This window comes from Massilia sp. BKSP1R2A-1 (assembly GCF_050586525.1).
Classification (GTDB): Bacteria; Pseudomonadota; Gammaproteobacteria; order Burkholderiales; family Burkholderiaceae_D; genus Telluria.
Map to the genome: position 1 here is coordinate 20,646 of NZ_JBOBRE010000008.1, position 20,581 is coordinate 41,226.

The 20,581-nt window shown below is 66.7% G+C and carries 21 protein-coding genes; 11 read left to right on the forward strand and 10 right to left on the reverse strand.

The window, feature by feature from the left end; all coding sequences use genetic code 11:
- Nucleotides 1–46: 46 nt before the first annotated feature.
- The 4 genes from greB (at nucleotide 47) to ACQ7JA_RS13635 (ending at nucleotide 2,436) form a co-directional block, all read left to right on the forward strand.
- Nucleotides 47–616, forward strand: a complete 570-nt coding sequence (gene greB / locus ACQ7JA_RS13620; protein ID WP_430898532.1) for a transcription elongation factor GreB — start codon at nucleotides 47–49, stop codon at nucleotides 614–616.
- Between the two features lie 46 nt (nucleotides 617–662).
- Nucleotides 663–1,256 carry a biliverdin-producing heme oxygenase gene (locus ACQ7JA_RS13625; RefSeq protein ID WP_430898534.1) on the forward strand — a complete coding sequence of 198 codons (594 nt, stop codon included), beginning with the start codon at nucleotides 663–665 and terminating at the stop codon, nucleotides 1,254–1,256.
- 107 nt (nucleotides 1,257–1,363) lie between these two features.
- Nucleotides 1,364–1,789, forward strand: a complete 426-nt coding sequence (locus ACQ7JA_RS13630; protein ID WP_430898536.1) for a YciI family protein — start codon at nucleotides 1,364–1,366, stop codon at nucleotides 1,787–1,789.
- 80 nt (nucleotides 1,790–1,869) lie between these two features.
- Nucleotides 1,870–2,436: a hypothetical protein gene (locus ACQ7JA_RS13635; RefSeq protein WP_430898538.1), complete on the forward strand. Its 567-nt coding sequence runs from the start codon at nucleotides 1,870–1,872 to the stop codon at nucleotides 2,434–2,436.
- On the opposite strand, the gene ACQ7JA_RS13640 is transcribed toward ACQ7JA_RS13635, so the two are convergent.
- The 5 genes from ACQ7JA_RS13640 to ACQ7JA_RS13660 all read right to left on the reverse strand — a co-directional run bounded on the left by ACQ7JA_RS13640 (nucleotide 2,437) and on the right by ACQ7JA_RS13660 (nucleotide 7,447).
- Nucleotides 2,437–3,039 (reverse strand): class I SAM-dependent DNA methyltransferase, encoded by a 603-nt coding sequence (locus ACQ7JA_RS13640; RefSeq protein WP_430898540.1) that lies wholly within the window; start codon nucleotides 3,037–3,039, stop codon nucleotides 2,437–2,439.
- 4 nt (nucleotides 3,040–3,043) lie between these two features.
- Entirely contained in the window at nucleotides 3,044–5,284 is a 2,241-nt protein-coding gene (locus ACQ7JA_RS13645) for a RelA/SpoT family protein (protein ID WP_430898542.1), read from the reverse strand.
- Between the two features lie 196 nt (nucleotides 5,285–5,480).
- Nucleotides 5,481–5,684 carry a DNA-directed RNA polymerase subunit omega gene (gene rpoZ / locus ACQ7JA_RS13650; RefSeq protein ID WP_005665923.1) on the reverse strand — a complete coding sequence of 68 codons (204 nt, stop codon included), beginning with the start codon at nucleotides 5,682–5,684 and terminating at the stop codon, nucleotides 5,481–5,483.
- Nucleotides 5,685–5,737: 53 nt separating this feature from the next.
- Complete coding sequence (gene gmk / locus ACQ7JA_RS13655; RefSeq protein ID WP_258826117.1) at nucleotides 5,738–6,382, reverse strand: guanylate kinase; 645 nt, start codon at nucleotides 6,380–6,382, stop codon at nucleotides 5,738–5,740.
- 177 nt (nucleotides 6,383–6,559) lie between these two features.
- A complete protein-coding gene (locus ACQ7JA_RS13660; protein WP_430898546.1) occupies nucleotides 6,560–7,447 on the reverse strand; it encodes a YicC/YloC family endoribonuclease in 888 nt (295 codons plus the stop codon).
- Between the two features lie 95 nt (nucleotides 7,448–7,542).
- Here ACQ7JA_RS13660 and ACQ7JA_RS13665 point away from each other — a divergent pair, with 95 nt between their 5' ends.
- From ACQ7JA_RS13665 to hemW, 5 genes are all read left to right on the forward strand, one after another.
- Nucleotides 7,543–8,529 carry a serine/threonine protein kinase gene (locus ACQ7JA_RS13665; RefSeq protein ID WP_430898548.1) on the forward strand — a complete coding sequence of 329 codons (987 nt, stop codon included), beginning with the start codon at nucleotides 7,543–7,545 and terminating at the stop codon, nucleotides 8,527–8,529.
- 9 nt (nucleotides 8,530–8,538) lie between these two features.
- Nucleotides 8,539–9,459: a PP2C family protein-serine/threonine phosphatase gene (locus ACQ7JA_RS13670; RefSeq protein ID WP_430898550.1), complete on the forward strand. Its 921-nt coding sequence runs from the start codon at nucleotides 8,539–8,541 to the stop codon at nucleotides 9,457–9,459.
- A gap of 11 nt (nucleotides 9,460–9,470) precedes the next feature.
- Nucleotides 9,471–10,205, forward strand: a complete 735-nt coding sequence (gene rph / locus ACQ7JA_RS13675; RefSeq protein WP_430898552.1) for a ribonuclease PH — start codon at nucleotides 9,471–9,473, stop codon at nucleotides 10,203–10,205.
- A gap of 84 nt (nucleotides 10,206–10,289) precedes the next feature.
- Entirely contained in the window at nucleotides 10,290–10,874 is a 585-nt protein-coding gene (gene rdgB / locus ACQ7JA_RS13680) for an RdgB/HAM1 family non-canonical purine NTP pyrophosphatase (RefSeq protein ID WP_430898554.1), read from the forward strand.
- Nucleotides 10,871–12,112, forward strand: a complete 1,242-nt coding sequence (gene hemW / locus ACQ7JA_RS13685) for a radical SAM family heme chaperone HemW (protein WP_430898556.1) — start codon at nucleotides 10,871–10,873, stop codon at nucleotides 12,110–12,112. The genes rdgB and hemW overlap by 4 nt, the downstream gene beginning before the upstream one ends.
- 4 nt (nucleotides 12,113–12,116) lie before the next feature.
- Here hemW and ACQ7JA_RS13690 read toward each other — a convergent pair whose 3' ends face one another.
- The 3 genes from ACQ7JA_RS13690 to ACQ7JA_RS13700 all read right to left on the reverse strand — a co-directional run bounded on the left by ACQ7JA_RS13690 (nucleotide 12,117) and on the right by ACQ7JA_RS13700 (nucleotide 14,112).
- Nucleotides 12,117–12,836, reverse strand: coding sequence for a hypothetical protein (locus ACQ7JA_RS13690; protein WP_430898558.1), 720 nt, complete (start codon nucleotides 12,834–12,836; stop codon nucleotides 12,117–12,119).
- A gap of 109 nt (nucleotides 12,837–12,945) precedes the next feature.
- On the reverse strand, nucleotides 12,946–13,131 hold the full coding sequence (locus tag ACQ7JA_RS13695) for a hypothetical protein (protein WP_430898560.1): 186 nt from the start codon (nucleotides 13,129–13,131) through the stop codon (nucleotides 12,946–12,948).
- Nucleotides 13,132–13,227: 96 nt separating this feature from the next.
- Nucleotides 13,228–14,112, reverse strand: coding sequence for a LysR substrate-binding domain-containing protein (locus tag ACQ7JA_RS13700; protein WP_430898562.1), 885 nt, complete (start codon nucleotides 14,110–14,112; stop codon nucleotides 13,228–13,230).
- A 125-nt stretch (nucleotides 14,113–14,237) separates the two neighbouring features.
- Here ACQ7JA_RS13700 and ACQ7JA_RS13705 point away from each other — a divergent pair, with 125 nt between their 5' ends.
- The gene (locus ACQ7JA_RS13705; RefSeq protein ID WP_430898564.1) at nucleotides 14,238–14,633 is read left to right on the forward strand and encodes a RidA family protein; all 396 of its coding nucleotides are present in this window, start codon (nucleotides 14,238–14,240) and stop codon (nucleotides 14,631–14,633) included.
- A gap of 1 nt (nucleotide 14,634) precedes the next feature.
- Complete coding sequence (locus ACQ7JA_RS13710) at nucleotides 14,635–15,750, forward strand: NADH:flavin oxidoreductase (protein ID WP_430898566.1); 1,116 nt, start codon at nucleotides 14,635–14,637, stop codon at nucleotides 15,748–15,750.
- Between the two features lie 225 nt (nucleotides 15,751–15,975).
- Here ACQ7JA_RS13710 and ACQ7JA_RS13715 read toward each other — a convergent pair whose 3' ends face one another.
- Entirely contained in the window at nucleotides 15,976–17,403 is a 1,428-nt protein-coding gene (locus ACQ7JA_RS13715; RefSeq protein WP_430898568.1) for an efflux transporter outer membrane subunit, read from the reverse strand.
- Nucleotides 17,400–20,561: an efflux RND transporter permease subunit gene (locus tag ACQ7JA_RS13720; protein ID WP_430898570.1), complete on the reverse strand. Its 3,162-nt coding sequence runs from the start codon at nucleotides 20,559–20,561 to the stop codon at nucleotides 17,400–17,402. The genes ACQ7JA_RS13715 and ACQ7JA_RS13720 overlap by 4 nt, the downstream gene beginning before the upstream one ends.
- Nucleotides 20,562–20,581: the final 20 nt, after the last annotated feature.

Here is a 20,581-nt window from a genome sequence, read left to right on the forward strand (position 1 = left end):
CGGCAAGCATGGGCGGAAGGGCGCCAGTTGCCGTTACAATCAAGGCATGAACAAGGCATTCGTAAAAGAGAGCGACAACGAGGACGACGACGCGGAAGCGTTGGCGCTGGCCCAGGCCATTCCCGCCGGAGCCAAGAACTACATCACCCCGGGCGGCTACAAGGCCATCAAGGACGAGCTGCTGCAGCTGATCGACGTCGACCGGCCCGAGGTGGTCAAGGTGGTGCACTGGGCGGCCTCGAACGGCGACCGCTCGGAAAACGGCGACTACATCTACGGCAAGCGCCGCCTGCGCGAGATCGACCGCCGCATCCGCTTCCTCACCAAGCGCATGGATTCGGCCTTCGTGGTCGATCCGAGTGTGCACTATGGCAACGACCAGGTCTTCTTCGGCGCCACCGTCAGCTACCTGAACAAGGCGGGCGAGGAGCACACCGTCACCATCGTCGGTATCGACGAACTCGACCCCCTCAAGGGCAGGATCAGCTGGGTCTCGCCGGTGGCGCGCGCGCTGACCAAGGGGCGCGAAGGCGATGTCGTCACGCTGCAGACGCCGCTCGGCATCGACGAGCTGGAAATTCTTTCGGTCGACTATCCCGAACCCGTCACCGACTGAAGCGGCCGGCTGGTAAGATGATCGATTCGCCGCTTACCGTGCTTCCATGAACCGTTTCAACGATTCCGCGCGCGACACCGATGTACTTGCCGCGCTGCGGACTGCGACTGCCTCGCGGCACGAGCGGCTCGACAGCGGCCTGCCGCTGTCCGCCCCCAACCCTTCCCTCGACGACTACGCCGCCCACCTGCGGATGGTGCGCGACTGGCTTGCGCCCCTGGAAAGCTGGCTGGCCGGCTTCGCCGACGGTCCGCAGACGGCGTCGGCGCTGCCGCCCCTGGGACGCCTGGCGCTGATCCAGGCCGACCTGGCCGAGCCGGGCATGCCGGAAGTGCCGCCGATGCGGCCCGCTGCGTCCTGGCCGCTGGACGCCAGCCCGGCCTGGCGCTGGGGCGTCGCCTACGTGATCGAAGGCTCGCAACTGGGCGGCGCCGTCCTGTATAAAAATCTTGCGGCGCGCTTGTCTCCGCATCCGCTGCGCTACCTGCGCGGCGAGGAGGGCGGGCCGGGACCGCGCTGGCGCGTTTTCCTGGGAGCCTTGCGCACGCAGGTCGACACGCCGGAAGCGATCGCGGAAGCCTGCTCGGGCGCCTGCGCCGCCTTCGACGCCATCCTCGCGCTGGCGCCGCTGGAAGAATAATCCGAAAAAAATCGGGCGGGCATGTCGAATCCGCGCCGCCCGGATCGTCGTACTGTCAAAGGCGGACCAATCACGCCGATTGTTCAAACAACCAGACGGAGGATGCGATGCGATTCATGATTTTGCTGAAAGCGGACAAACACAGCGAAGCGGGCGAGATGCCGGACGAGGCGCTGCTCACGGCCATGGGCAAGTTCAACGATGAACTCATCCAGGCCGGGGTGATGGTCGGCGGCGATGGCCTGCACCCGTCCTCGCGCGGGGCGCGCGTGCACTTCAGCAAGGGCGGCGGCGTGCGCGTGACGGACGGCCCCTTTGCCGAGACCAAGGAACTGCTGGCCGGTTTCTGGATCTGGCAGGTCAAGTCGAAAGAGGAGGCGATCGCCTGGGTCAAGCGGGTGCCGATGCCCATGCTCGGCGGCGAGGCCGAGATCGAGATCCGCCAGATCTTCGAGATGGACGACTTCGGCGAGGCAATGACGCCGGAACTGCGCGAGCAGGAAGAGCGCCAGCGCGCCGCCCTGGCCGGCTGACGCCGCTGCGCCCTTGCGATTGCCAGGCGCTTGCCCCACACTGGCGCCTCACGATACAAGCACTCGAAAGGACGCAACACATGGGCTATTCCATCGCCTGGATTCTGGTACGCGGCAAAACGAAGGAGGACGTGCTCGCCCAGCTGACGCTGGCCGACACGGGCGAGCCGGACGAGGCGAACGAAAGCCCGGTGTCCGGGGCCGCGCTGCCGGACGGGAGCTACCTGCTGTTCTTCAATGACATGGCGCACGCCGCCACCCAGGCGCCGAACATGGCGCGCCTGTCCGAAGGGTGCGAGGCGCTGGGCTGCCAGGTGGAGGACAGCGTGATGGCAAGCGCCGCCTTCCTGTACAAGGACGGCGCCAAGGCCTGGGACGTCGTGCACCTGGCGGACCAGGGCCTGTATCATCTCGCGGTGGACGGCGCGCCGCCTGCGCTGCTGGAGACCATCCACACCGAAATGAAGGCCTCCCAGGACGAGGATGGCGGCGTCGACGCCGAGGTGGACTGGCTGTTCGAAGTGCCGCTCATGCTGGCCACCGCGCTCAGCGGCTACCGCCACGACGAGGCGGCGCTGCTGTCCGGTGACACGCTGGTGTTCACGGAACTGGTTCCGGCGACGCCGGATGGCGGCCGCCGCCACTGATCATGGTGCGGCGCGGGGGCGCTGGACGACGATGGCCAGGTGCTTCTCCGGCGCCTGGTCGAATTCGAGATGGCGGACGATGCAGCCCGCCTCCCTGATCACGTCGAGCAGGCCCGGGATGCCGAGCGTGGCGTAAGCGACTTCCGGTCCCATGGCGTCGTCGACATGCTCGCTCGCTTCGTCAAGCCCTCCCGCCGAGAAGATGAACACCCCGCCCGGCGCCAGGGCCGCCATCAATTTCAGCATCAGCTCCCGTTGCCCGGCGAGCGGCACGTGCCAGATGCTGTCCCAGGCAGCGATGAAACGGTAAGGGCGCGCGACCGGCCAGTCGCGAATATCCGCATGGTGGAGCAGCACGCCGGGATCGGCCTGCGCGGCCAGTTCGATCATGCGCCGCGAAACGTCGACCCCCTCGATCTGCAGGCCATGTTCGCGCATGAGGGGATTGAAGCGCGTGCTGCAGCCGCAGCCCACGTTCAGGGCCCAGCCGGCGCCCGGGTCGAGGAAGGACAGGGCGCGAAGGTAGAGCGCGAGCCCGTTATCCGGATTGAAGACGGCGTCGCGCCAGCGTTCGGCGAGGATGTCGTAGGCCGCGCCGATCACCGCTTCAGGAGCGCTCGCGCTCGACCCGGTTCACACCCGCCACGCGCCGCAGGTTGCGGATCAGCTGCGCCAGGTGCACCCGGTCCTTCACCTGGATGGTGAAGCGCAGCTGCGTCATCAGGTGTTCGTCGTCCTCGTCCATGCCCACATAGGTGATGTTGGCGTCGGACTCGCCGATCTCGGCGGCGACACGGGCCAGGATGCCCTTCTCGTTGTTGATGAGCAGGCGAATGCGGCAGTCGAAGCGGCGGTTCAGCTCTTCGCCCCACTGCACGGCGATCCAGCGGTCCGGCTCCTTGGCGCGGATGCGCTTGGCCGGCAGGCAGTCCTCGGTGTGCACCACCAGGCCCTGGTCGCGGCGCAGCTGGCCGGTGATCTGGTCGCCCGGGATCGGCAGGCAGCACGGCGCCAGCTGCACGGATACGCCTTCGCTGCCGTAGATGGTGACCGGGTCGATGTCGCTTGCCGGCATCGGCTGGGCCGTCGGCATGAGCTCCGGGTCGCCTTCCATCAGGCCGAAAATGTGGCGCGCCACCAGGGCCGGCATGCGCTTGCCGATGCCGATGTCGGCATACAGCTCTTCCATCGACTTGGCCGAGGATTCGGCCAGCAGTTTTTCCACCGTCGCGGGCGCCAGTTCGGGGCCGATGTTGCGCGCGGCCAGCGCCCCGGCCAGCAGTTCCTGGCCCAGTTCCACCGACTCGTTCACGTTCACCGTGCGCAGGTAGTGGCGGATCGCCGAACGCGCCTTGCCGGTGCGGACGAAAGAGAGCCAGGTCGGGCTCGGGCGCGATTCCGGATCGGTCACGATCTCGACGATGTCGCCGTTGTGCAGCTCGCTGCGCAGCGGCGCCGGCTCGTTGTTGATGCGCACCGAGACCGTGTGGTCGCCGATGCCGGTGTGGATCGAGTAGGCGAAGTCGAGCGCCGTGGCGCCGCGCGGCAGGGCGATGATCTTCGACTTCGGCGTGAACACGTAGACCGAATCGGGGAACAAATCGACTTTCACATGTTCCAGGAACTCGGCCGAGTCGCCGGTCTGCTGCTGGATGTCGAGCAGGGACTGCAGCCAGGCGTGGGTGCGCTGCTGCAGGTCCGACATGTTCGAGTCGCCGGTCTTGTACAGCCAGTGCGCCGCCACGCCGCTTTCCGCGGTGCGGTGCATGTCCTGGGTGCGGATCTGGAACTCCACCGGGGTGCCGTAGGGGCCGATCAGGGTGGTATGCAGCGACTGGTAGCCGTTGATCTTGCGGATCGCGATATAGTCCTTGAACTTGCCGGGCATCGGCTTGTACAGCGCGTGCAGGGTGCCGAGCGCCACGTAGCAGTTCGGGACCGTGTCGACCACCACCCGGAAGCCATACACGTCCAGCACCTGCGAGAACGACAGGTGCTTGTTGCGCATCTTCTTGTAGATGCCGTACAGGGTCTTCTCGCGGCCGTAGACCTCGGCCTGGATGCCGGCGCTGGCGAGCTGGTTCTTGACCGTGTCGAGGATCTTCTTGACCACTTCGCGGCGGTTGCCGCGCGCCGCCTTGATGGCCTTGGCCAGCGTGAAGTAGCGCAGCGGGTAGAGGTGCGAGAAGGACAGGTCCTGCAGCTCGCGGTAGATGTCGTTCAGGCCGAGGCGGTGGGCGATCGGCACGTAGACTTCCATGGTCTCGCGCGAGATGCGGCGGCGCTTGGCCGGGACCATCACGCCCATGGTGCGCATATTGTGCAGGCGGTCGGCGAGCTTGATCAGGATCACGCGCACGTCCGAGGCCATGGCCAGCAGCATCTTGCGGAAGTTCTCGGCCTGGGCCTCGATCTGGCTCTGGAACTCGATCTTTTCGAGCTTGGACAGGCCGTCGACCATGTTCGCGACCTGGGCGCCGAAGCGTTCGATCAGCTCGTCCTTCTTGACGTCCTGGTCTTCGATCACGTCGTGCAGCAGCGCGGCCATGATGGCCTGGGCGTCGAGCTTCCACTCGGCGCAGATTTCCGCGACGGCGATCGGATGGGAGATGTAGGGTTCACCCGACTTGCGGACCTGCCCGAGGTGCATCTCGTCGGAGAAGCGGTAGGCTTCCTTGACCTTCTTGAGCTCGGCGGGGGTGAGGTAGTCGGACAGCTTGTTGATGAGCTGCGTAACCGAGGCGACGCCCGGCGCGGGCGCCGGTGCCTCGGCGTCTTGCGGTTTGCCCGGTCGCTTGGAGCGGGCAGGGGTTCCTGGATGGGTCGAATCCGGGGAAGACAAACTCATATGTAATATCGATCAGCCAGTATGGGCACAGAATAACAGAATATCGATATACCTAAACCCGCCATGCTGGATGGGGGCTCGAGAAACCGTAGCGAGCGGCAGCGATGTTGGTTGAGAAGCGCAGCTGTACGAGTAGTACAGCAAGCATCGCAAACCGACAGCGCAACGCGCAGCAGGTTTATCGAGCCCCCGGGTATTACATCGGCACCTTTTTCAGCATCTCCAGGCCAACCTTGCCTGCAGCGATCTCACGCAGGGCGACGACGGTCGGCTTGTCCTTGGCTTCGACCTTCGGGGTGTGGCCCTGCAGCAGCTGGCGTGCGCGGTAGGTCGCGGCCAGGGTCAGCTGGAAGCGGTTCGGGACGTTCTTGAGGCAATCTTCGATGGTAATGCGGGCCATGTTCACTCCTGAAAGTACAAATGCGGCATGCCTTGCGGCGCCGCTGATGGGTATTACGTAGGTTGTTGCGCGTGGATTCCCAGCTGGGCAAACAAGTCGGCGTTGCGCGCGGCCTGTTGGGCGAAACGGCAACGTGTCGCTTTGACAATCGCCTGCAGTTCCGCGAGGGCGACGTTGAACTCTTCGTTGATGATAGCATATTCGAACTCCGGAGCGTGAGCCATCTCCCCACCGGCGGCCAGCAGGCGGCGGGTGATGATGTGGGGCTCGTCGGTGCCGCGCTTGTGCAGGCGCTCCTCCAGGGCTTCGATCGACGGCGGCAAAATGAAGATGCCGGCCGCGTCGGGGAACTGCTTCCTCACTTGGCGCGCACCCTGCCAGTCGATCTCCAGCAGGATGTCGGTGCCCAGCTTCATTTCCTGTTCCACGGTCAGGCGGCTGGTGCCGTAGTAGTTGCCGTGCACTTCCGCCCATTCCAGGAACTCGCCGCGGTCGGCGCGCGAGACGAAATCTTCCGCCGTCGTGAAGTGGTACTCGCGGCCATCCTGCTCGCCCGGACGCGGTGGACGGGTCGTGGTCGAGATCGACAGCTTGATGCCCGGTTCCAGCTTCAGCAGGGCGTTGACCAGGGTCGACTTACCGGCGCCGGATGGGGCAGCGACGACGAACAGGCTGCCGGAGAGGGCGGGAGTGATCATATTGTGTTCCTTGTTACGTTTACTCGTTGCGGTATCGATGGCCGCATGGTGTTCATCATAAGTTTGAACGCGTGGGCGGGAAACCCGCCCACCCTACAAAATCGCTTCTGTAGGGTGGGCGGTCCCCCGCCCGCGCGTTCAAGTGTACGCCGCACATTGTTGCGCGACGACAACAAATTATTCGAGGTTCTGCACCTGCTCGCGCATCTGCTCGATGAGCAGCTTGAGCTCCATCGACGCATCCGCCAGCTCCTTGACGGAAGCCTTCGCGCCCAGCGTATTCGCCTCGCGGTTCAGCTCCTGCATCATGAAGTCCAGGCGCTTGCCGACCTGGCCGCCCTTCTTGAGGATATGGCGGGTCTCGTTCAGGTGGGCCGACAGGCGCGACAGCTCTTCGGACACGTCGATGCGGATGCCGTACAGGGTCACTTCCTGGCGAATGCGCTCCAGCACTTCCTGGCGGCTCAGCACCGAGGGATTGCCGTGGCCGGCCAGGCCCAGCGCGTCCTGCATGCGCTCGACCGCCTTCTGCTGGAACTGCGAAATCACCTGCGGAATCAAGGGGGTGATGCGCTTGACGATGGCTTCCATCGACTCGATGCGCGACTGCAGCATCGCTTCCAGCGCCGCGCCTTCGCGCCTGCGGCTGTCCACAAAAGCGGCGACGGTGGTGGCGGTCAGCGCGGCGACGTCCGCCTGCAGCGACTCCTGGCCCACGGTCGACTCTTCGATCACGCCGGGCCAGCGCAGCAGTTCGGCCACCGTCATCTGGGGGGCGGCGGCGAAGTGTTTCGTGATTTCGCCCTGCAGGCGGGCGAGGTCGGCCAGCAGTTCCTGGTTCAGTGCCTGCGAACCGCCGGCCGTCTTGCGGCCGAAGGAGAGCCGCACTTCGACCTTGCCGCGGGTGATGGCGGCCATGATGGCCGAGCGCAGGTCGGGTTCCAGGGCGCGCAGATCGTCATTGATGCGAAACTGGAGATCGAGGAAGCGCGAATTGACGCTCTTGATCTCGATCGTGAGGGTGCCGGCAGCGCCTTCGCTGGTGGCAACCGCATAACCTGTCATGCTAGAAATGCTCAAAGGGATCCCCGGTTTTTATTCTTTACAAGGCCGACATTTATCCCACACAATTGCCCTGTTAAGCAAGGAAACCTTCCCGGATGGCCGCACAGAATAACGCACCCCTGCCTGATGGGCTGGAAATTGCTGGATATCGCATTGTAAAGAAAATTGCGTCCGGTGGGTTCAGTATTGTTTATCTGGCATATGACCCCGAAGGCAATGCCGTGGCCATCAAGGAATACCTGCCCAGCCAGCTCGCCCTGCGCGCGCCCGGCGAGCTCGCACCGACCGTCTCCAAGCCCAATCTGCCGGTGTTCCGCATCGGCCTGAAGTGCTTCTTCGAGGAGGGGCGGGCGCTGGCGCGCATCGTCCATCCGAACGTGGTGCGGGTGGTGAACTTCTTCCGCGCCAACGAGACTGTCTACATGGTGATGGCCTACGAATCCGGCCACACCCTGCAGGACCACATCGCCCGCCTGCACGCCAAGGGCAGCCGCGTCAACGAAACCGCGCTGCGCCAGCTCTTCAACGGAGTCTGCGCCGGCGTGCGCGAAGTCCACGCGAACAAGCTGCTGCACCTGGACCTGAAACCGGCCAATATCTACCTGCGCAGCGACGGCTCGCCCCTGCTGCTCGACTTCGGCGCGGCGCGCCAGACCATCAACATCGACGCGCCCATGCTGGCGCCGATGTACACGCCCGGCTTCGCCGCGCCCGAGCTGTACAGCAAGGCGGCGACGCTCGGCCCCTGGACCGACATCTACAGCATCGGCGCGGCCATGTATGCCTGCATGACGCGCACCATGCCGCAGCCGGTCGAGGCGAGGAAGAGCGAAGACAAGGTCGACGTCCAGCTGGCGAAGCTCGACGGCAGCTATTCGCCGGAACTGGTCGACATGGTGCGCGCCTGCCTGGCCCTCGATCCCTTGGAGCGCCCGCAGAGCGTGTTCGCCATGCAGAAGGTGCTGCAGGCGCCGCCCACGCTGGCGCCGCAGGCGGAAGCGGAGCCGGAACCGGAACAGGCGCCGGGAGGCTGGCGCGGGATCGCCCAGCGTATCGGCTTGAAGCGCGGCGCGCGCAGCTAAGGAGGCAGCATGCAGTTTTCCGTCTACCAGCAGACCCACATCGGCGGCCGCAAGGTCAACCAGGACCGCATGGGCTACAGCTTCACGCGCGACGCGCTGCTGCTGGTGCTGGCCGACGGCATGGGCGGCCACCTGGGCGGCGAGATCGCCGCCACCATCACCCTGCAGACCCTGTCGATGATGTTCCGCATGCAGGCGCGCCCCTATGTGAAGAAGCCCGAGCGCTTCCTCGAAGAGGCGCTGATGCAGGCGCACTGGGACATCCTGAGCTACGCCGAGACCCACAAATTGCCCGAGACGCCGCGCACCACGGTGGTGGCCTGCCTGGTCCAGCACAACTGCGCCGTATGGGCCCACTGCGGCGACTCGCGGCTGTACTGGGTGCGCCGCAACCAGGTGCTGGCGCGCACCCGCGACCACTCCCACCTCGAATACCTGATCGAGCGCGGCCGCGCGACGGAAAGCCAGCGCAACACCCACCCGGACCGCAACAAGCTCTATAACTGCCTCGGCGCGGGCCAGTCGCCCAAAATCGAGATCTCGAACCAGGCCAGCCTGGAAGCGGGCGACACCCTGCTGCTGTGTTCGGATGGCCTGTGGTCGATGCTGCCGGAAACCGAAATCGTGCACCGCCTGTCCACCTCGACCGTGGTGCAGGCCGTGCCCGACATGGTGGCGATGGCGGCCGCGATCGGCGGCGCGCGCGCCGACAACACCACCGCGCTGGCGATTACCTGGCAGGGCGCGAGCGCGAGCGATGCGCCCGGCGTGATCTCGACCCAGATGCTGCCCGAGAACGAGGTCAGCTCGACCATCACGGCCGGCGAGCCGCTGCCGTCAAGCGCAGACGCCTTCGACGAAGACGAAATCGAAAAAGCGATCGCCGAGATCCGCCAGGCGATCGAGAAGTCTTCCCAATTACTCAAATAGCAAGGACATCCATGAGCTTCGAACAACGCCCGAGCGGCCGCGCGGTCGACCAGCTGCGCGCCATACGCATCACCCGCCAGTACACCAGGCACGCCGAAGGCTCGGTGCTGATCGAGTGCGGCGACACCAAGGTGATCTGCACCGCCAGCATCGAAGAGAAGGTGCCCGGCTTCCTGAAGGGGAAGGGCCAGGGCTGGCTGACGGCGGAATACGGCATGCTGCCGCGTTCGACGCACACCCGCATGGACCGCGAAGCCGCGCGCGGCAAGCAGTCCGGCCGGACCCAGGAAATCCAGCGCCTGATCGGCCGCTCGCTGCGCGCCGCCTTCGACCTGGAAGCCTTCGGCGAACGCACCCTGCACCTGGACTGCGACGTGATCCAGGCCGACGGCGGCACCCGCACCGCTTCGATCACCGGCGCCATGGTGGCGGCCTACGACGCTTTCCAGGTATTGGTGAAGCAGGGCCTGCTGCCGGAGGTGCCGGTCAGGCACTTCGTGGCCGCGATCTCGGTCGGCGTCTACCGCGGCATGCCGGTGCTGGACCTGGACTACGTCGAGGATTCGGACTGCGACACCGACATGAACGTCGTGATGACGGAGACCGGGCACTTCATCGAGGTGCAGGGCACGGCGGAAGGCGCGGCCTTCGACCGCGCCGGCATGAACCGCCTGCTCGACCTGGGGCAGTTGGGGATTACGGAGTTGATCAAGTTGCAGAAGCAGTCGCTCGGCCTGGCCGGCTGACCGGTTCGCGCGGCCGCGGCGGCAGCATGCCGTGGCCGAAAACGCTAAAATACCCACCCTCCGCCGCAATCCCACCACGCCACCATGACCCAACGCCTCGTCCTCGCCTCCAACAACGCCGGCAAACTCAAGGAGTTCGCCCAGATCCTCGCGCCCATCGGCTTCGAGCTGCATCCACAGGGCGAGTTCGGCGTCCCGGAAGCGGAGGAGCCCTTCGGCACCTTCGTCGAAAACGCGCTGGCCAAGGCCAGGCACGCCGCGCGCCTGACCGGCCTGCCGGCCCTGGCGGACGATTCGGGCGTCTGCGTCAACGCATTGGGCGGCGCGCCCGGCGTGTATTCGGCCCGCTTTGCCGGCGAGCCGAAGTCCGACGTTCGCAACAACGAGAAGCTGGTTGCCGACCTGGCGCAGCATGCGGACAAGTCCGCCTACTATTACTGCGTGCTGGTCTACGTGCGCCACGCCGACGACCCGCAGCCGGTGATCGCCGACGGCATGTGGCGCGGCGAGATCATCGAAACCCCGCGCGGCACCAACGGCTTCGGCTACGACCCGCACTTCCTGATTCCCGCGCTCGGCAAGACCACCGCCGAACTGGACCCGGCCGTGAAGAACGCCCACTCGCACCGGGGCCAGGCCCTGCGTGCACTGGTAGAAAAACTGAAATGATCCCGATTAAAGTCGCCGGCGCGAACCCTTCGCCGAGCGAACCCCGTTCTCCCGCGACGACCGCCCTGCAATACCTGCAGCCCGGCGCATTGAACCTGGCCGCGCTGCCGCCGCTGTCGCTCTACATCCACTTCCCCTGGTGCGTTCGCAAATGCCCCTACTGCGATTTCAATTCGCACGAGGCGAAGGGCGAACTGCCGGAGAAGGAGTACCTGGACGCCGTACGCCTGGACCTGGAGCAGTCGCTGCCCATGATCTGGGGCCGCAAGATCCACACCGTCTTCATCGGCGGCGGCACCCCGAGCCTGATGTCGGCGGCCGGCCTGGACCGCCTGCTGTCGGACGTGCGCACCCTGCTGCCGCTCGAGATCGGCGCCGAGATCACGATGGAGGCCAACCCCGGCACCTTCGAGGCCGAGCGCTTCCGGTCCTACCGCGACAGCGGCGTGAACCGCCTGTCGATCGGCATCCAGAGTTTCAATGGCGCCCACCTGAAGGCGCTGGGCCGCATCCACGACGAAGCCGAGGCCTTGCGCGCGGTCGAGATCGCGCGCTCTACTTTCGATAACTTCAACCTCGACCTGATGTTCGCGCTGCCTTCGCAGACCCTGGGCGAAGCCCGGCGCGACCTCGAGACGGCGCTGTCCTTCGCGCCGCCGCACCTGTCGATGTACCACCTGACGATGGAGCCGAACACGGTCTTCGCCAAGTATCCGCCGACCTTGCCGGACGACGATACGAGCGCCGACATGCAGGACATGATCCTCGAGGCGACGGCAAACGCCGGCTACGAGCATTACGAGGTCTCGGCCTACGCCAGGGCCGGCAAGCGCGCGCAGCACAACCTGAACTACTGGCAGTTCGGCGACTACCTCGGCATCGGCGCCGGCGCGCATTCGAAGATCTCCTTCCCGCACCGCGTGCTGCGCCAGGCGCGCTACAAGCAGCCGGCGTCCTTCATCGAGGCGGCAAAACGCGGCAACCCGGTGCAGGAAGAGCACGAGATCGCACGCGCCGACATGGGTTTCGAGTTCATGCTCAACGCCCTGCGCCTGACGGAAGGCTTCGACCCGAACCTGTTCGGCGAACGCACCGGCATGAACATCAGCGCCATCGCCAAGGCCCTCAACGAGGCCGAAGCCAAGGGCCTGATCTACCGCGACTTCAAGCTGATCAAGCCCACCGAGCTGGGCCAGCGCTTCCTGAACGACCTGCAGGAGATGTTCCTGGCGGCCTGATTCTTCAGGTGCGCTGGGCGCCGGCGAGGGCGCGGATGGTGCGCGCGAGGGCGTCGACGACGCGCGCCGTGGCCTCGTAGTCGGGTTCGCGCGTGGCGGTCTGGTAGTAGGGATAGCGCTGGAAGGCGGTGTCGGTCACCATCAGGCTGGCATACCCTCCCGTCGCGTGGCCGGAGAGCGTGAGCCCCATGGCATGCGCGGGGCTCGCCAGCCCCTGCGCCGGCGCATCCGGCCTGGCCGTGAAGGCGCCCAGCGCCTGGCGCACGCGGGCGGAGGCCGAGGGCGATCCGGCGAAGGCGATGAAGCTGCCCGCTCCCTGCTCGAGGAACACCAGCCGGACTTCGGTGCCGCGGCTGGGCGCCATGTCCCTGAGCTGGCGCGCCAGTTCCAGCAGGGCGGCCGCGCCGCTGCCGTCCCCGCCGGTGCGCACGCCGACGATGAACATCCGCTCCGGACGCCTGCCGTCCGCCGTGTTCGACAGCGCGGCCTCGATTTCCTTTCCCTCGCGACGCAGGCGATAGCCATACGCGCCCAGCGTGGCGGCCAGGTGCGGCATGGCCCCCTGTCCGCCGCCCTCGGCCAGCACCCGCGCATGCGCCTGCAGCCGCGCCGCGGTGCCAGGGGAACGGTCCGCCGAGTCGGTTTCGAGCGTGAGGGTGGCCAGCGCGATCGCGACCAGGATCACGATGAGGGTCTTCCAGTGGGTTCGGGCGAATTTGCGCATGGCAGCTGGTCTTTCCAGGGCTTCAGCCTGCAGGCATTCATGCGTCCAGTGTAGCGACCTTGCGCATCCGATATCGTTTCGATTCCGCGTTTCAATTCCGCCTTCGGGGTCAACGGGCGCTGCCGGGCAGGGCCTGGAAGTCCTCGTTGCGGTCGCGCGCGCGCAGCGGTTCGGCCAGGTTCGGCGGCGGCGCCACCAGCTTGCGCTGGCGAAGGTCGAACCAGCCGGCGGTCGAGGTCACGCGCGCGCACAGCACGCCTCGCGGAAGAACTCGATCTGGGGTCAGGTCTGACATTCGGACACGGCCTCAGCCGTCCGAGCGGAGCCATGTACGTTGCGAAAGTTTAATGATGAGCGCTGAGGGGCTTATGGCTCAGCTTGTGTCCGAATGTCAGACCTGACCCTCACCTTGGCTGCGCAGCCAGGCCTGGGCCGCCGCGACATGTGGCTCGAGCGCATGTCCCGCGCTGCTGACCAGGGAATAGGTATGTCCCGGTATCGCCGGACCCGGCAGCCGCACCAGGCGTCCCGCGGCGAGTTCGCCGGCCAGCAGTTCGAGGCTGAGCAGGGCGACACCCTGGCCGGCGAGCGCCGCCTGGATGGCGTGGCCCTCGTCGGAAAAGCGCAGCTGGCCCGGACGCGCCGGCCATGGCAGCCCGGCCGCGGCGAACCAGGCCGGCCAGGTGGGGTTGAGCGGGTGTTCGCGTGTCCATTGGAATGCGATCAGCGGAATCGCCGCGTCGGCAGGATCCGCGTCCCGCAGCGCCGGGCTGGCCAGCGGGGCGAAGCGATCCGCGAACAGCGGCTGCGCCACCATGCCGGGATAGGGGCCGCGCCCGTAGCGGATCGCCAGGTCGGCCTGGTCGCCGCCGAGATCGACCAGCTGGTCCGATGCATGCAGTTCCAGGTCGATGTCCGGGTGCTGGCGGCGGAAATCGGCGATCCGCGGCGCCAGCCAATGGGCCATGAAGGCGTTCGTCGCCGAGATCGTGACCGGGCGCGGCGCCTGCGGCGCGCCGAGTTGGCGCAGCACCGTCTCGAAGGCGTTGAAGCCGTCGCGCAGCACCGGGTAGAGCGCGGCGCCGGCCTCGGTCAGGACCACCTTGCGCACCTGCCGGTCGAACAGCAACAGGCCGGTGTACTCCTCGAGAAACCGGATCTGGTGGCTCACGGCGGTGGGCGTCACGGCGAGTTCGGCCGCGGCCTGCTTGAAGCTGCCGTGACGGGCCGCGGCCTCGAAGGCGCGCAGGGACGAGAGAGGAGGGAGGCGCCGCATAGTGGGATAGATGAAATCAATTCACCTTATGCCTGACAATTACTAGTTTGTCAACGTTTCGCTCCAGGCCTATCGTTCCGGTACCGGCACACGGCCGGCAACCACCCAAGCGAAAAGGATTCATCATGCTGGAACGTATCGTCACCCAACCCGACAACTATGCCCCCTTCCTGCTGTCGCAGGGCATCCGTTTTGGCGACCTGCTGTTCATCTCGGGCCAGGCCGGCGCCGCCGACGACGGCAGGATCGTCGAGGGCGGCTTCCTGGCCCAGGGACGCCAGGCCTTCGCCAACCTGCGGCGTGCGCTCGAGGCAGGCGGCTCGAGCCTGCGCGACGTCGTCAAGGTCACCATCTTCGTCACCGACATGGGGCATTTCCAGGACGTCGTGGCGCTGCGCCGCGAATTCTTCTCGGCGCCGTATCCGGCCGATACCATCGCCGAGATCCGCGCCCTCTACGATCCGAAGGCGATGATCGAAATCGAGGCCATCGCCGCGGTGCGCCGCGAAGGAGGCAACTGAGATGGGCGCGCGGCAGCTGCAGGAGCCCGGCCTGTTCGACACGCCGGCCATCGGCCGCATGGCCTTGCGCAACCGGCTGGCGGTGGCGCCCATGACGCGTGTCAGCGCCGGCGCCGACGGGCTTGCGAACGCGGCGATGCGGGACTACTACGCCGCCTTTGCCGAAGGCGGCTTCGGCCTGGTCATCACCGAAGGCATCTATACCGACGCGGCGTTTTCCCAGGGCTACCTGTACCAGCCCGGCCTGTCCGACGCCGCCCAGCGCGAGGCGTGGGCGCCGATCGTGCGCGCCGTGCACGCCGGCGGCGCGCGCATCGTCGCCCAGCTGATGCATGCGGGCGCCCTGTCGCAAGGTAATCCGCACAGGAGCGGCACGCGTGGCCCCTCAAGCGTCCGGCCGAAGGGAACGCAGATGGCCTTCTATCGCGGCGAGGGGCCGTACCCCGTGCCGCAGGCCATGAGCGAGGCCGAGATCATGGAGGCGATCCGCGGCTTCGCCGACGCCGCGGCCCGGGCGCGCGAGGCTGGCTTCGACGGCGTCGAGATCCATGGCGCCAACGGCTACCTGCTGGACCAGTTCCTCAGCGAGGGCATCAACGGGCGCAGCGATGCCTATGGCGGCGTGGCCGGGCGTTTGCGCCTGATCGGCGACGTGGCGCAAGCGGTGCGCGCCGCCGTCGGCGCCGATTTCACAATCGGGATGCGGATCTCGCAGGGCAAGGTCAACGACTTCACCCACAAGTGGCGCGGCGCCGAGGCCGACGCGGCGCAGATCTTCGGGGTGCTGGGCAGGCTGCCGGTGGACTATGTGCACACCACGGAATTCGAAGCCTGGAAGGGCGCCTTCGGCGACGGCCCGAGCCTGGCGGCGCTGGCCAGGCGGTATGCGGACCTGCCGGTGATCGCCAACGGCTCCCTGCACGATCCGGCGCGCGCCGCCGCGATGGTGGCGAATGGCGAGGCCGACCTGGTATCGCTTGGGCGCGGAGCGCTGACCCATGTCGACTGGCCGCGCCGCGTACGCGATGGCAAGCCGCTCCTCGACTTCGACCGCGAGATCCTGTCGCCGATCGCGGACCTGGCCAATGCCGCACGCCACCGGCGCGAGCAGGCGTAAAAACCAATCGGTGTCAGGTCTGACATTCGGACACAGCCTCAGCTGCAATTGGTGTCAGGTCTGACATTCGGACACAGCCTCAGCTGGGAGGGGCAGAGCGCCCGACCCCTTGATTGCTCAGCTCGTGTCTGAATGTCAGACCTGACACCAAGGTTTGGGGGGCGTGAAGCGGCGGGAGAAAAAAAACCGGGCCACGCGGGCCCGGTTCGATTCAGCTGATGACGCTCAGCGCGCAGCCACCGGCTGCGCCGGCTCGCTCCAGCCGCCGCCCAGCACGCGGTAGAGCGTGACCTGGTTTTGCAGGCGCTGCAGGTTGGCGGAGATCGCCGCCTGCTGCGCCTGGAACAGCGAACGCTGGGCGTCCAGGAGGTCGAGGTAGCTGGCGGCGCCGTTCTTGTAGCGCAGGTCGGCCAGGTTGAAGCGGTCGGCTTCGGCCTCGGCCACCGCGCGCTGGGCGCGCAGCTGCTCGCTGAAGGTCGACTGGCCGGCCAGCGCATCCGCCACTTCGCGGAAGGCCTGCTGGATCGAGCGCTCGTACTGCGCCACCGCGATGTCGCGCTGTGCGCGGGCGCCGCCCAGCACGGCGGTATTGCGGCCGTAGTCGAAGATCGGCAGCACCGCCTGCGGCGCGAAGGTCCAGCCGTAGGAGCCGCTCTTGAACAGGCCGGAGAGCTCGGTGCTGGCGCTGCCCACGGAGCCAGTCAGCGTGATGCGCGGGAAGAAGTTCGCGCGCGCCGCGCCGATGTTGGCGTTGGCCGCGATCAGCTGCTGTTCGGCCGAACGGATGTCCGGACGGTTCACCAGGAGATCCGAAGGCAGGCCGGCCGGCAGGTCGGGCAGCTCGGTCTGCGCCAGGGTGGCGCCGGCCGGGCTGTCGCCCACCGGTCCGCCGACCAGCAGCGTGAGCAGGTTGATGTCCTGGGCGCGCTGGCGCTGGGTCGCGGCCAGCGTGGCCAGCGCGGTTTCCACCAGCGAGCGGGCCTGCTGCAGCTCGAAGCGCGAGGACACGCCGTTCTCGAAGCGCAGGTTGGTCAGGCGCAGCGATTCCTGGCGGGTTTCCAGGGTCTGCTGGGTGATGCGCAGCAGTTCCTCGTCCGCCAGCAGCTGCAGGTAGGCGTTGGCCACCGACGCGACCAGGCTGATCTGGGTCGCCTTGCGGGCTTCCTCGGTCGCCAGGTACTGCGCCAGGGCGGCGTCCGACAGGTTCTTCACGCGGCCGAACAGGTCGAGCTCGAAGGCCGTCACGGACAGGCCGGACTGGTAGAGGCTCTCGATCGGCTGGTCTTCGCCGGTGGTCTGGCGCTGGCCGCTGATGCCGAAGCCCACCGAAGGCAGGCGGTCGGCGCGCTGGATGCGGAACTGCGAACGGGCCTGCTCGATGTTGGCGATCGCCACGCGCAGGTCGCGATTATTGGTGAGCGACTGCTCGATCAGGCCGCGCAGGCGCGCGTCCGGGAAGAACTGCTGCCAGGCCAGGTTCACCGGGGCCTCGTTCGCCACGGTGGCGGCCGGTGCATTGGCCGGCTTGGCCAGTTCCGGGAAGGCCTGGGATACCGGCGCTGCCGGACGCTCGTACTTCGGCGCCAGCGACATGCAGCCGGCCAGGCTCATTGCCAGGACCAACGGGGTCAGTTTTTTCATCGTTTCGATCATGGTTGTTTTCCTTCGACTGACACGGCGCCCTCGGCGTGGTGCGCATACTTGTCCTGCTGGCGCTTGCTGCCCTTGAAGATCTTGCGCACGACGACGAAGAACAGCGGCACGAACAGCACGCCCAGCGTGGAAGCCGTAATCATACCGCCCATCACGCCGGTACCGATCGCGCGCTGCGATGCCGAGCCGGCGCCGCCTGCGATCACCAGCGGCAGCACGCCCAGGATGAAGGCCAGCGAGGTCATGATGATCGGGCGGAAGCGCAGGTGCGCCGCCTCGATCGCCGCTTCCGCCGGCGACTTGCCCTGCGCCTGCAGGTCTTTCGCGAACTCGATGATCAGGACCGCGTTCTTCGCCGCCAGGCCGATGATGGTCACCAGGCCGATCTTGAAGTACACGTCGTTCGGGTAGCCGCGCAGCATGGCCGCCAGCACGGCGCCCAGGATACCGAATGGCACCACCAGCAGCACCGACACCGGGATCGACCAGCTTTCATACAGCGCGGCCAGGGCCAGGAAGATCGCCAGCAGCGAGAAGGCCATCAGGATGCCCATGGTGCCGCCCGAGAGCTGTTCCTCGCGCGACTGGCCGGTCCACTCGAAGGCGAAGCCCGGCGGCAGCTGGCCTGCCAGGCGTTCCATCTCGGCCAGCGCATCGCCGGTCGAATAGCCCGGCTTGGCGTCGCCCGAGATGCTCATCGCCGGATAGCCGTTGTAGCGCAGCGTCTGCATCGGACCGGTGACCCAGCGCGTGGTCGCGAACGAGGACAGCGGCACCGGCTGGCCCTGGACGTTCAGGGCGTTCAGGCGCAGCAGGTCGTCCGGCTGCATGCGGGCGCTGGCCTCGGCCTGCACCACCACACGCTGCAGGCGGCCGGCGTTCGGGAAATCGTTCACATAGCTCGAACCCAGCGAGGTCGAGATCGCGGTGTTGATCGCATCAAACGTCACGCCCAGGGCCTGCGCCTTGTCGCGGTCGATGTCGAGCATGACCTGCGGCGCGTCTTCCAGGCCTTCCGGACGCACGCCGGTCAGGATCTTGCTCTGCGCCGCCATGCCGAGCAGCTGGTTGCGGGCTGCCAGCAGGGCGTTGTGGCCGTTGCCGCCGCGGTCCTGCAGGCGGAAGCTGAAGCCGGTGCCGCGGCCCAGTTCAGGGATCGGCGGCGGCGACAGTGCGAAGATGAAGGCGTCGCGCACGCCCGACAGGCCGCCCATGATGCGGCCGGCCAGCGCCTGGGCGCTCGAACCCTCGCCCTTGCGCTCGTCCCAGTCCTTCAGCGGAATGAATGCCAGCGCCATGTTCTGGCCCGCGCCCGAGAACGAGAAGCCCAGCACGCTGACCATGTTCGCCACTTCCGGCTGCTTCATGATGAAGGCTTCGGCGGTGCGCATCACTTCGTTGGTGCGTTCCAGCGTCGCGCCAGGCGGCAGCTGGATGTTGGCGATGACGTAGCCCTGGTCTTCGTTCGGCAGGAAGGAGCTCGGCATGCGCGTGAAGAACAGCACCACCAGGCCGATCACCAGCACGAAGGCGACCAGCGCGCGGCCCGAGCCGCGGATCAGCTTGCCGACCCAGCCCTCGTAGCCCTTCGCGGTCGACGCGAACTTGCGGTTGAACCAGCCGAAGAAGCCGCGCTTGTCATGGTGGTGGCCGGCTTCCACCGGCTTGAGCAGGTGGGCGCACAGGGCCGGTGTGAGCGACAGCGCCAGGAAGGCCGAGAAGGCGATCGAGGACACCATGACGACCGCGAACTGGCGGTAGATGTTACCCACGGCGCCGGCGAAGAAGGCCAGCGGCACGAACACCGACATCAGGACCACGGTCACGCCGATGATGGCGCCCGAGATCTGGCCCATGGCCTTGCGGGTGGCTTCGAGCGGCGACAGGCCTTCTTCGGACATGATGCGCTCGACGTTCTCGACGACCACGATGGCGTCGTCGACCACGATACCGATCACCAGCACCATGCCGAACATGGTCAGCACGTTGATCGAGTAGCCCAGCGCCAGCAGGGTGCCCAGGGAACCGAGCAGGGCGACCGGCACCACGATGGTCGGGATCACGGTGTAGCGGAAGTTCTGCAGGAACAGGTACATGACGAGGAACACCAGCACCAGCGCTTCGACCAGGGTGTGCAGCACCTGTTCGATCGAGATGTCGATGAACTTCGTACTGTCGAACGGCACGGTGGCCTTCATCCCGGCCGGGAAGAATTTCGCCAGTTCGTCCACGCGCTCCCGCACCAGGCGCGCGGTTTCCAGCGCGTTGCCGGTCGGCGCCAGCTGCACGCCGATGCCGGTGGAGGGCTTGCCGTTCAGGCGCGCCGAGGTCGAGTAGCCCTGGCCGCCGATCTCGAGGCGGGCCACGTCCTTCAGGCGCACGGTGGAGCCGTCCGGGTTTGCGCGCAGCACGATGTTGCCGAACTGTTCGACGGTCGAAAGCTGGCCGGTCACCACCACGGTCGCGGTGATCTCCTGGCCCTGGGACAGCGGGAGGTCGCCGATGGTGCCCGAAGCCACCTGGGCGTTCTGGCTGCGGATCGCGTTGTTGACGTCGGCCGGCGACAGGCGGAAGCCCACCAGTTTGGCCGGGTCGATCCAGACGCGCATCGCGCGCTCGGTACCGAACAGCTGCGCGGTGCCGACGCCTTTGATGCGCTGGATCTCGGGCAGGATGGTGCGCGAAGCGTAGTCACCCAGCCGGATCGGATCCCATGCCGGATCGTCCGAGGAGATGATGGTGAACAGCAGGAAGTTCGCGCGCACCTTGTCGACGCGCACGCCCTGCTGGTTCACGGCCGCCGGCAGGCGCGGCGACGCGCGCGACAGGCGGTTCTGGACGTCCACCTGGGCGAGTTCCGGGTTGGTCCCGGTCTCGAAGGTCAGGGTGATCGAGCCGCTGCCGTTGGCGGTGCTGCTCGATTCCATGTAGACGAGGCCTGGCGAGCCGTTCATCTCGCGTTCGATGACGGAGATGACCGAGTCTTCCAGGGTCTGCGCCGATGCGCCCGGATAGGCGGCATTGATCACGATCGATGGCGGAGCCACGTTCGGATACTGGGCGATCGGCAGCTGGGTGATCGACACACCGCCGATCACCATGATGAACAGCGCGATCACCCACGCAAAAATGGGGCGGTCAATAAAAAAACGTGCCATGAAGTTGTCCTGTTCTGTTC

Excerpts from the sequence above, each read along its gene's own strand:
- ACQ7JA_RS13700 (WP_430898562.1), bottom strand. The coding sequence starts at position 14,112 with ATGCGGCGCCTCCCTCCTCTCTCGTCCCTGCGCGCCTTCGAGGCCGCG.
- ACQ7JA_RS13690 (WP_430898558.1), bottom strand. The coding sequence starts at position 12,836 with ATGCGCAAATTCGCCCGAACCCACTGGAAGACCCTCATCGTGATCCTG.
- ACQ7JA_RS13660 (WP_430898546.1), bottom strand. The coding sequence starts at position 7,447 with ATGACAGGTTATGCGGTTGCCACCAGCGAAGGCGCTGCCGGCACCCTC.
- ACQ7JA_RS13630 (WP_430898536.1), top strand. The coding sequence starts at position 1,364 with ATGCGATTCATGATTTTGCTGAAAGCGGACAAACACAGCGAAGCGGGC.
- ACQ7JA_RS13720 (WP_430898570.1), bottom strand. The coding sequence starts at position 20,561 with ATGGCACGTTTTTTTATTGACCGCCCCATTTTTGCGTGGGTGATCGCG.
- rph (WP_430898552.1), top strand. The coding sequence starts at position 9,471 with ATGAGCTTCGAACAACGCCCGAGCGGCCGCGCGGTCGACCAGCTGCGC.
- rdgB (WP_430898554.1), top strand. The coding sequence starts at position 10,290 with ATGACCCAACGCCTCGTCCTCGCCTCCAACAACGCCGGCAAACTCAAG.
- rpoZ (WP_005665923.1), bottom strand. The coding sequence starts at position 5,684 with ATGGCCCGCATTACCATCGAAGATTGCCTCAAGAACGTCCCGAACCGC.
- gmk (WP_258826117.1), bottom strand. The coding sequence starts at position 6,382 with ATGATCACTCCCGCCCTCTCCGGCAGCCTGTTCGTCGTCGCTGCCCCA.
- ACQ7JA_RS13705 (WP_430898564.1), top strand. The coding sequence starts at position 14,238 with ATGCTGGAACGTATCGTCACCCAACCCGACAACTATGCCCCCTTCCTG.
- hemW (WP_430898556.1), top strand. The coding sequence starts at position 10,871 with ATGATCCCGATTAAAGTCGCCGGCGCGAACCCTTCGCCGAGCGAACCC.
- ACQ7JA_RS13665 (WP_430898548.1), top strand. The coding sequence starts at position 7,543 with ATGGCCGCACAGAATAACGCACCCCTGCCTGATGGGCTGGAAATTGCT.
- ACQ7JA_RS13710 (WP_430898566.1), top strand. The coding sequence starts at position 14,635 with ATGGGCGCGCGGCAGCTGCAGGAGCCCGGCCTGTTCGACACGCCGGCC.
- ACQ7JA_RS13625 (WP_430898534.1), top strand. The coding sequence starts at position 663 with ATGAACCGTTTCAACGATTCCGCGCGCGACACCGATGTACTTGCCGCG.
- ACQ7JA_RS13645 (WP_430898542.1), bottom strand. The coding sequence starts at position 5,284 with ATGAGTTTGTCTTCCCCGGATTCGACCCATCCAGGAACCCCTGCCCGC.
- greB (WP_430898532.1), top strand. The coding sequence starts at position 47 with ATGAACAAGGCATTCGTAAAAGAGAGCGACAACGAGGACGACGACGCG.
- ACQ7JA_RS13635 (WP_430898538.1), top strand. The coding sequence starts at position 1,870 with ATGGGCTATTCCATCGCCTGGATTCTGGTACGCGGCAAAACGAAGGAG.
- ACQ7JA_RS13670 (WP_430898550.1), top strand. The coding sequence starts at position 8,539 with ATGCAGTTTTCCGTCTACCAGCAGACCCACATCGGCGGCCGCAAGGTC.
- ACQ7JA_RS13695 (WP_430898560.1), bottom strand. The coding sequence starts at position 13,131 with ATGTCAGACCTGACCCCAGATCGAGTTCTTCCGCGAGGCGTGCTGTGC.
- ACQ7JA_RS13715 (WP_430898568.1), bottom strand. The coding sequence starts at position 17,403 with ATGATCGAAACGATGAAAAAACTGACCCCGTTGGTCCTGGCAATGAGC.